Here is a 9,165-nt window from a genome sequence, read left to right as displayed (position 1 = left end):
GATTTATATATCAATTAGGACGTTACCATGATTCATGAAGTGCAACATGATATACAAAATTGTCAATATAAAGTACATCTTGAGGGGAATCTATTCGCAACTGTGACATACCAACAACAGGATGAAGTGTTGTTTATTACTTCGACTCGCGTACCGGATGAACTTCAGGGTAAAGGATACGGAAAAATAATGATGGAGAGTGTATTACCGCAAATTGAAGCGCAAGGTTACACCATTAAACCTGTCTGTAGTTATGTTGTGCATTATTTAAATCGACACAGTGAATGGCAGCATTTATTGCATCGAGAGTCGTAGCATACAAGCCCATTAGCTCGGTGTTGTGTTTACTTTTAATGTGACCGCGACCAGTGCATGGTCAGTACTAAAGTTATCGATCTCATAGCTCGGGTTGACCAGATGTTGATCAAGCACAGTATAGTGGCTGATATAGCTTTTCATTGGCTGGACAAAAGGCGCGAAGTCTGCGGAAAGAAGAATATAGTCGAGTACAGATCCCGTGGAGCCGGCGTAATGAGTGGCTTTGCGAGGCTGCTCAACACTCTCGGTATGCAGATCCCAAGCATCGTAAAGCGCATAGTCAGCCAGCGGTTGTTGTGTTTCTGGTCTGCGGTATAAGGCCTGCGATAGTAGTCCTTGAAACTCCTCGTGATGTAACGGTTTATTAAAATCGCCCATTAGCACACAAGGCCGCCCAGTTTGTTTTTGAGTATTGACGATATATTGGTGAGTCAGGTTTGCTTCAAAGCCTCGCTGAACAGTAGAGAGCCAGCGTCCTAGCGTTTCTTGTTGCCATTCATCGATCAGATGATGAGGTGCCGCAGGCGATTCTGCCGGACGTTGAGATTTAAAATGCACAATATAGACATCGATATCCCCGAGCATTGGTAGGCAAACCGTAGCGTGTAACGGTGTACGATTAAAGCAAAAAGGGGCAGCTTGGTTTGGTAGCGTGCCATGTACGGCGCTCACTTGGCGCAGAGGATAGCGAGAGGCAATCACCACAACCGGATGGCTGTAGATGTATCCATCTTTGACGATAGGTTCATCTACACAGGCCACATACGGATAGCCTAAATCCATCATCTGGTTGCGCAGTTCATCAAAACTGAAAACTTCTTGAAAGCCAATGATATCGGCATCCAGCTGTTTGATCTTCTGGCTAAACCATTGCTTTTTTTTCTGCCACTCTGCTTGCGTGTAAATATTATCGAACTGATAATATGCGTTCGGCGGAGCTAAATAATTGAATAAATTAATCGTTGCGAACGTAATCGTCATGTTAAATCCCAATATTTGTGTCTCGGTCGATCTTATACCCGAACGGTGTAATTTAGCAGTGCTAATCCCTAACCTTGTTTCCTGTTGTGATGAGCTCTCGCCTTTTAAGGCGACTTGAGTATATGATGCGCTGAAACATAGATAAGGATCTCTCATGTACCCTAAAGCCTCTCAAGGTTGGCGCACGCCACAAAATTTCCTATTGATTATCTCCATTATTGTGCCGATTGCATTTTCTAGTTGGATGGCACTGTTGAATAATTTCGTGATTGAAAAAGCGAATTTCGATGGTTCAGACATTGGCTTATTACAAAGTGTACGAGAAATCCCCGGATTTTTAGCCTTCACCGCCGTATTCGTTTTACTGTTCATTCGAGAGCAGCGATTTATCCTGATCTCATTGGGTATGTTGACGTTAGGAACCGCGATGACGGGTTTTTTCCCTTCTTTAACCGGGTTACTGCTCACGACATTATTGATGTCGACTGGGTTCCACTACTTTGAAACGCTTAAACAATCCTTGTCTTTGCAGTGGTTGAATAAAGATGAAGCGCCAGAAATGCTTGGCAAACTCATTTCGGTTGGAGCACTTGCATCACTGATCACTTACGGTGCTTTGTGGGTAATGTTAGAAGTGTTTCAGCTCGATTTTAAATGGGTCTATGTCATTTCTGGCGGTGCTGGTTTTGTGCTGGTGTTGATCATTGCCTTTGCCTTTCCTGAATTTAAAGCGGAAGTGCCACAAAATAAAAAGCTCGTGCTACGCAAACGTTATTGGCTGTATTACGCCTTGACCTTCATGAGTGGTGCGCGTAGGCAAATTTTCACTGTTTTCGCTGGTTTCCTTATGGTGGAGAAATTTGGTTATTCAGCGGCCGATATTACCTTACTGTTTTTGATCAACTATTTGTTCAACTTTTTGTTTGCTAAACGCATTGGTAAGTTCATTGGTGTAGTCGGCGAGCGTAAAGCGTTACTGTTTGAATATACGGGGTTGATTGTTGTTTTTGTTGGGTACGGTCTTGTACAAAACGCACATTGGGCGGCGGCACTTTATGTGGTTGACCACCTCTTTTTTGCCTTGGCCTTGGCGATTAAAACTTATTTTCAGAAAATTGCAGATCCTGCGGACATGGCGTCTACAGCGGGAGTTTCCTTTACCATTAACCATATTGCGGCCGTGTTCATCCCCGCCACGTTTGGTTTAATTTGGCTTATCTCTCCGGCGAGCGTCTTTTACATTGGAGCAGTAATGGCACTTGTTTCGCTGCTTTTATCACTCAATATTCCAATTAAACCCGAAGCGGGTAATGAAGTTAGAATTCTGCGTTGGAGCGACAGGTAGCAAAAGGGTCGTTTACGACCCTTTTAACATGATGCCAATAGTCACTAGACAAGCAACATCTGGGTTGGCTGTTTTTCAACGTATGTCGTGATGGATGGTATCTAATGATCTATGTAGAGATAGTTTTGCCAACTTTTCATCCGGATGAGTACCTTACGCATAATCGAGACATGAGAGAAACTGTCTGAATAGATAGCGGCTTCAAAAGCAGTACCGAGTGGCAGGTGATAATCGCTTAAATCATCGGTGATTTTAAGGGTGACGAGTACGCGTCCATTGGTACGTAATGCCTCAGTTCCTAGCAAGGTACCTCGTGCTTGGATCTGGCTTTCACCAATAACAGGTAATATTTCAACCACCTCTCCTTTGAAGACTTTTCCGGGTAGTGCTCTGAACAAAAACTCGGCTTCAAAGCCCGGTTTTAGGCGTTGAAGAGAATTTTGCCTAAATGCAGCTGTGTAGATTTTATCTTCTGTGTGTACAAACGTCATCATTGGCGCTAAGGGTAATGGTACGGACATCGCACCTGGTCTGAGAGCTAATTGCGTCACATAGCCATCAGTAGGCGCTCTGACAATGGTTTGTTCAAGGTTGAATTGGGCTTGTCTAAAATCGGCAAGCAGGCGAGCAACGGTAGTATTCTCACCATTGATTTCTGAATTTAAGGAGATATTGGCTTGATTTAGACGTGCTTGGGCGACTTCTACTGCTGCCTCTGCTGCTTTATAAGCTTGGCGACGGGTATCAAGATCTTGTTCGGTGAATGCACCTTTATCATACCCACGTTGATAACGAGCATACTCACGTTGTGCTTTATCCCGGTCAGCGATAGCCTGTACTTTCGCTGCCGCAGCTTCAGAAACATTCGATTCTAGGCCGAGTGCACCTTGGCTCGCCTCTTTGATCTGAGCTTCAATTTTTGCCAATTCCGCTTCAAAAGGCACAGGGTCAATTCTAAAAAGCACATCACCTTGTTTTAAGGGCTGGTTTGCTTGTACCGGAACCTCAGTCACTCTTCCTCGTACTCCTGAGACGACAGGTGTTGTGGAAAAAACTTGGCTACCCAATTGAGTAAAAGGATGATTATAGTTCATCAGTAAGATCAGGGTGCCGATCAAAATAACGCCACCTAATACAGCGGTAGGGACGGTCCACTTATTTAATGGAATTTTAAAGACTTTGAATATCGCAATACATAAAGCGGCATAAGTCATGATCAGAAGTAAATCCATTATTTTGTCTCCTGATTACTGGCATGGTCGATGTTCGCTTGAGCAACGGGTGGCTTCGCTTTTAACTCATGTAATTCTCGAGTGAGTGTTGCGACTTGATCGATAAGTTCATCGACACGATGATGAATATCGTGCTGCTCTTCTTGAAGTTTAGTGAACCCCCACCCGCGATCTTTTCGCCACAAGGTTGCCCAAATCCACAAAAATGGCCAGATGGCATGTAAGGTAAATAGACTGACCCAGCCAGAAACATGAATGGCATCTTGATGTGGATGGTCGCGCTCTTTGGCGATTTCATAGGGGATATCATGAATGACGATGATTCCATAAAAAATGACCAAGGCTACGAAAATCAGTAGACCAAGGGCAAAGTAATCTAAAAACATAGTTGCTCCTGTATTTCAATGAAGAGTGTAAACGGCAGCCAATAGTTTAATGTGATGGAAAGTTACTCAGTGCACACTTGGTTGCGGCCATTCGCTTTCGCGCGATATAAGGCTTTGTCGGCGCGGTAGAATGTGCGTTGTGTATTTTCACCATCTCGATGCAAGGTTATACCGATACTGACGGTTAAGCCGCGCTCACCTAGAATATCGTGCCAACCAAATTGGAATATGCGTTCTCGATAGTTTTCGGCATGCATTTCAGCTTGGTCGAGCGAGCAATCTTCTAAAATCACCAGAAACTCTTCTCCACCAAAACGGACACAGGAGGAGCCTCGGAATTTAAAGTAGTTTTTCAACTCACGTGAAACATTGACTATCGCTTTGTCACCAACCAAGTGACTAAGTTCATCATTAATCGATTTAAAATGGTCAATATCAATGACTAGAAATGCAAATAGCTTCTCATGAAGCAGTAGGTCTTTCAGCTTTACATCTAACCAGCGGCGGTTGTGTAAGGTGGTGAGTGGGTCAGTGAAGACATCCTGTTGAAGTTGGGCTACGGCATTCTTTTGATGTTCGGTGGTTTCTTTGAGCTCGCGATTTTCAATCTCAGATAAGATCAATTTCAATTGCAATTCAAAGCGCGATAAGCGACGCAGTTGATTGGCCCCCAGCTCACTAATCGGGATGTTTTTCATCAGATCAGTTTCAATTCGAAAGCCCTTTTTTTCATAAATCAGGGCGGCTTGATAAAGGCCTTGGCGCTCGCACACGGCACTGAATGCTCGATACAGCTGCTTGGCCATCGTGGGTGACGTGTATCGTTGCAGGCGTTTGTCTGTACTGGCCAGCATCATATTGGCAATATGACTTTTGCCTATTTTAGCCAGGCAGTTGGCCGTTTCAATTCGAATCATATTCGATAGCCAGGTGGAATTCATATTCCCTGCACTGTACTGAACACTAGAGAGCGTAATGAGCGCTTTATCGACTTGCTCCTGATGAAGATAAAGTTGAGCTTGATAGAGTGAAATTTGCCCGGTAAGAATTTTATCGCTGACCAAAATACTCAGCTCTTCACACTCTTTAATTAGGTCGGTAGCTGCGGAGATTCGGTGCAGTTGAATGTAACACGATAGCATGTAAAGTTTATAACGCAGGCGTAATGAGCGGCTGGTGATTGCGTGATCAATACTATCAATTTTTTGGTAGTATCGAAGGGCTCGGCTGTGCTCGCCATAAGCATCACACAGGTTACCCATGCCAATGACGGCTAGTACATATTCGTCAATGTAACCCGTGTCGACGGCAATATTAGAAGCGGACACATATTCGTTGAGCGCCGCGGAAAATTCACCGCTTTCCATTAGGCGATCGCTCAAACTGTTTTTCACAGACAAAATAATTTCGGCGTCCTTAGGCAATTCAAGTAATGCTAAGGCGTGACGAAGCTCCTCTATGCTGGCGGACGACTGATGCAGTTCTGAACGATACTCTGCACTGATGATGTAGCTAAGTGCTTTTTCTTTTGATGTTGAGGCTATATGTTGTCGGACGTGATTCCAGAAAATGATGGCCTCTTCTCCGGAAACGGAGGTGGCATCCAAACCCGTATCTTTAATCTTACTGAGCAGTACTTCCATGCGACCATTCCTGAGGTTGACTGTCTTCCAGTTGTTCTAATGTGAATGGGAAACTCAAAATGTCTTGGAACATCACTTGAGGTAGCGACCCCGTTAATCCTTTTCTTTCCCAGGGGTATATTTCAATCATCTTAGCCAATACATGGAAGACGTGCAGCGCTGCATCGCCTTTATCGGCAAGAAGCAGCGCTAAGCGTTCGCTACTTAAACGAGAAACGAGATCTTTTTGGTTACAGAGCGAGTGGGCAATCTCGGTACATACATCGAGGTACTTTGAGTCGTTATGTTGGATGACAATGACAGCGTGATTAGAATGCTTCAACTCGGTCTTGAACAGCATGAGTTGTTCCCACCAATAAGTCTCTGAAACCACATTGGAGAGATGTTTCTCTGGGTCGTATTCGTGTTGACCACGAATACGGTTAATGAGTTTACGTGCTCGTTGCTCAAGTTGTCGCTTAGAGGCTCTTGCTTTATCAAGGCCAATGCGCGCCGTTTGTTCTCGAAGCATCTCAACCGTAAATTGGCGATATTTCTTAAATGAGGCTAAAGAAGCTTTAAAATCACCACGCTGCTCTGCGACTAGGGATTGTTGGTAGCAAATTTGTGAAAGTAGCTCACCTTTATCAAACGAAGCCGCGGAGGCTTCAGCAAGAAGCAACAGCTCAGTTGCTTTCTTGGAGTCTTTTCTCAGCAGTTCCAAACGAGCTCGACTAATGAATGAGTGAGCCTTCATCCACACAAGGTTATGCTCCACGGCAAGTTCGAGTGCTTTGGTGGTTGCCGCTTCCGCATCTTCGATTCGTTCAAGCCCGAGCAGTGCCAAGCCGCGAAAATCCCAAACCTCGGCTTGCCAAGTTTTATCGGGATGATCCTGTAGCGCTTCTTCTGCACCATCGAGCACCGTGAGCATATCGATGTATTGGTTAAGTAGATAGAGATCCCATGCCCACAGAATACGGGCTTTGCCTTCTAACCAATGGATACGGGCATTATTAGCAACTTTAACGGCTAGCTCGTGTGTTGAACATGAAAGTTGATATTCGTTGGTAATACGCCAAACATTACCCAGACCAATGAGGCACTCTATCTGGATATCAACTTCATCAACCAGAGCTGATTGTTCTAAGGCATTTATCCAATATTGTTGGGCGGTATAATATTTTGCCTGACCCCAAAGTTGCAGCGCGTGAATATGCAGAATTTCGGGAAGGCAATCATCAGTATCGAGGGTATTTTGAGTGGATAAGGCTTCTTTAATGTATTTTAAACCCACGCGGTAGTCCATTAGACACCAAGCGCAGCGAGATAAAATGATCAAACATTGAATCGCCCCTTCTGGGAAAAAGATCTGCTGTGCTCTCAATAAACACTGCTCCGCGACGATCGACACCTTCTCCGGCTCAGTTTCAATACGGGCTCTAAGCTGTTCTATTTCAATTTCCAGAAGGTATTGGCTTTTATCCAAACGGGCTGTTCCTCAAAAGTAAGAAGCCTAAGTCACCGATTCATTATATGAAGCCAACGTTAAAGCGCACTATTTACTTTCCCAAAAGTGGGTGCATTGGTTATTCATTACCACAATAATCTGCGCTACTTCACAATCCACAGTCTAAATATAACCTAAAAATCTAAGAGAGTAGTTCTTTCAATGTCAGTGGATGTTTGGTTAAGTCCAAATTTTGGGCGGCGGTGAATCCATGTTTATCTTGGTAGCACAGATTGTGCCAAGCACGAAAAATATCCAGCATTGGTTGTAGGCCGCCAGGGCGAAGTTTGCGCCTCGGTTCGTTGATAAAGCTTTCGAACAACAGTTGGAAGCGTTTTTGATAGAACTCTGTTTGCTTAATCGATGCTTTATCGAGCCAAGCTTCGGGTGTTGGATTGTCTCCTGCCAAATAGCAAACACCTTTGGCAGCCTGTGCCTGATTGGCAATAGCCCAGCGATCTCGCCACCATCCCATGTGAACAATGTCCGTTTTATTCACGGAATGTCCATTTTGCCATTGCGGATCTTCCTCAACGTACATCAAGTCAACATTCTTACGCTTGATTCGCGGCAAACAGACGCTCAATGCGGCAGAACGTAAAACCGGATCTTGAGGCAGATAGATAGAAACTCGCTTATCTTCAAGGCACAAATCCAGCACGTGGAGGAAGTGAGCATAAGAGGTGTAAGGAGGGCGAATCAAGGCGCCTTTAGAAGGGTAATGAAAAGTGGTGAGGTTACCCATGGGGTCTTCAACATTACCGCGGGCTAAAATCGTTTGGTATTTCTGATCAATACGCTCGCGCAATAGCGGAGATGCGTCAGGAGTGGGTAGATTCGCTTCGGATGAATGTTCACGAGAAACAAAACGCGCGGGCGAGTGATAGGGGTTGTGATCAAGCTCGCCTGCAGGCTCTTCATTGGCGGAATAGTTTACGTGCTGACAGAGTATATAACCTGTTTTGGCTTCACCTGTTGCAAACCACAATACGCCGTTGTCGCTATGGGGCTGGAGCGGGATGTAATTGCAAGCCAGTTCATATTGGTTTGCATGATTCACCCAACGCGCATCAATCATGGCCAGTTTTCGCCGACAGCGACTGGCAATGTGCTCGACATGATCATAAAACGTTTTTGGGTTGATGGATAATTTACGGCAAATCTCTCGCACCGAATAACTCATGAAGAGTAGGCCGAGTAAGGTTTCTTGAAAAGCGAGTTTTTTGTTGGCTCCTGACCACTTATCAACAAAGGTACTCTGGCAAGCTTTGCAACGGTACCGCTGGCGATCGCCGCTGTAGCCAAAAGCGTGATAGAGGTGTTTGTGTGTATGAACAGATAAACCGAAATTTTGGCAATCATCACTGCGACAAGCGGGCAACCCGTCGCTGTGAAGCTGTCTTAAACGGTGTAATTCGTTTAACACTTCTCGGTTGTTAAGTAAGGGGGGGAAAGCTCCACATTCACGACAAACCATCGTTGGACGCTTCGGGTTTACGCGCTGCAGAACGTACCGTTCGGCTTCACTCAGTCCAAAGTTATCACACGCCAATGTTTTACAAAAGTTGAGTTGTAAACCATCTGCGTCCTTGGGTAGTTGGTCGTTGGACACAATCGCCCCCTCGGGGTAATTTAAGGCTGCCAATTTGGGTGAGCAGCTGAGGTTTAAAAATTAGATACTAATCGCTGTTTCAAGCGCGACTTTCATCATGTCGTTAAAAGAGGTTTGGCGATCTTCAGAGCTTAATTTCTCACCGCGAATGATGTGGTC

Annotated in this window: 8 protein-coding genes and 1 pseudogene; 2 read left to right on the top strand and 7 right to left on the bottom strand. The window is 44.8% G+C overall.

Annotated elements, in window-relative coordinates; translation table 11 throughout:
* Positions 1-27: 27 nt before the first annotated feature.
* Positions 28-315: a GNAT family N-acetyltransferase gene (locus tag B9J84_RS08610; protein WP_013868360.1), complete on the top strand. Its 288-nt coding sequence runs from the start codon at positions 28-30 to the stop codon at positions 313-315.
* A gap of 12 nt (positions 316-327) precedes the next feature.
* On the opposite strand, the gene B9J84_RS08605 is transcribed toward B9J84_RS08610, so the two are convergent.
* Positions 328-1,455 carry an endonuclease/exonuclease/phosphatase family protein gene (locus B9J84_RS08605; RefSeq protein ID WP_094123957.1) on the bottom strand — a complete coding sequence of 376 codons (1,128 nt, stop codon included), beginning with the start codon at positions 1,453-1,455 and terminating at the stop codon, positions 328-330.
* Here B9J84_RS08605 and B9J84_RS08600 point away from each other — a divergent pair.
* Positions 1,454-2,644 (top strand): MFS transporter, encoded by a 1,191-nt coding sequence (locus tag B9J84_RS08600; RefSeq protein ID WP_094123956.1) that lies wholly within the window; start codon positions 1,454-1,456, stop codon positions 2,642-2,644. The genes B9J84_RS08605 and B9J84_RS08600 overlap by 2 nt on opposite strands.
* Before the next feature lie 101 nt (positions 2,645-2,745).
* On the opposite strand, the gene B9J84_RS08595 is transcribed toward B9J84_RS08600, so the two are convergent.
* From B9J84_RS08595 to deoD, 6 genes and pseudogenes are all read right to left on the bottom strand, one after another.
* Entirely contained in the window at positions 2,746-3,876 is a 1,131-nt protein-coding gene (locus tag B9J84_RS08595) for an HlyD family secretion protein (protein WP_094123955.1), read from the bottom strand.
* On the bottom strand, positions 3,876-4,262 hold the full coding sequence (locus B9J84_RS08590; protein ID WP_088729371.1) for a DUF3302 domain-containing protein: 387 nt from the start codon (positions 4,260-4,262) through the stop codon (positions 3,876-3,878). The genes B9J84_RS08595 and B9J84_RS08590 overlap by 1 nt, the downstream gene beginning before the upstream one ends.
* Before the next feature lie 62 nt (positions 4,263-4,324).
* Positions 4,325-5,905, bottom strand: a complete 1,581-nt coding sequence (locus B9J84_RS08585) for a diguanylate cyclase domain-containing protein (protein WP_094123954.1) — start codon at positions 5,903-5,905, stop codon at positions 4,325-4,327.
* Entirely contained in the window at positions 5,886-7,373 is a 1,488-nt protein-coding gene (locus tag B9J84_RS08580; RefSeq protein WP_013868366.1) for a hypothetical protein, read from the bottom strand. The genes B9J84_RS08585 and B9J84_RS08580 overlap by 20 nt, the downstream gene beginning before the upstream one ends.
* Positions 7,374-7,536: 163 nt before the next feature.
* The gene (locus B9J84_RS08575) at positions 7,537-9,006 is read right to left on the bottom strand and encodes a lactate dehydrogenase (protein ID WP_094123953.1); all 1,470 of its coding nucleotides are present in this window, start codon (positions 9,004-9,006) and stop codon (positions 7,537-7,539) included.
* A 60-nt stretch (positions 9,007-9,066) separates the two neighbouring features.
* A pseudogene (deoD, locus tag B9J84_RS16350) lies at positions 9,067-9,165 on the bottom strand (purine-nucleoside phosphorylase); the annotation flags it as partial.

The organism is Vibrio sp. V03_P4A6T147 (assembly GCF_002241085.1).
Classification (GTDB): Bacteria; Pseudomonadota; Gammaproteobacteria; order Enterobacterales; family Vibrionaceae; genus Vibrio; species Vibrio anguillarum.
This window is presented reverse-complemented; position numbering and strand designations above follow the sequence as displayed.

Excerpts from the sequence above, each read along its gene's own strand:
- B9J84_RS08585 (WP_094123954.1), bottom strand. The coding sequence starts at position 5,905 with ATGGAAGTACTGCTCAGTAAGATTAAAGATACGGGTTTGGATGCCACC.
- B9J84_RS08610 (WP_013868360.1), top strand. The coding sequence starts at position 28 with ATGATTCATGAAGTGCAACATGATATACAAAATTGTCAATATAAAGTA.
- B9J84_RS08605 (WP_094123957.1), bottom strand. The coding sequence starts at position 1,455 with ATGAGAGATCCTTATCTATGTTTCAGCGCATCATATACTCAAGTCGCC.
- B9J84_RS08595 (WP_094123955.1), bottom strand. The coding sequence starts at position 3,876 with ATGGATTTACTTCTGATCATGACTTATGCCGCTTTATGTATTGCGATA.
- B9J84_RS08600 (WP_094123956.1), top strand. The coding sequence starts at position 1,454 with ATGTACCCTAAAGCCTCTCAAGGTTGGCGCACGCCACAAAATTTCCTA.
- B9J84_RS08590 (WP_088729371.1), bottom strand. The coding sequence starts at position 4,262 with ATGTTTTTAGATTACTTTGCCCTTGGTCTACTGATTTTCGTAGCCTTG.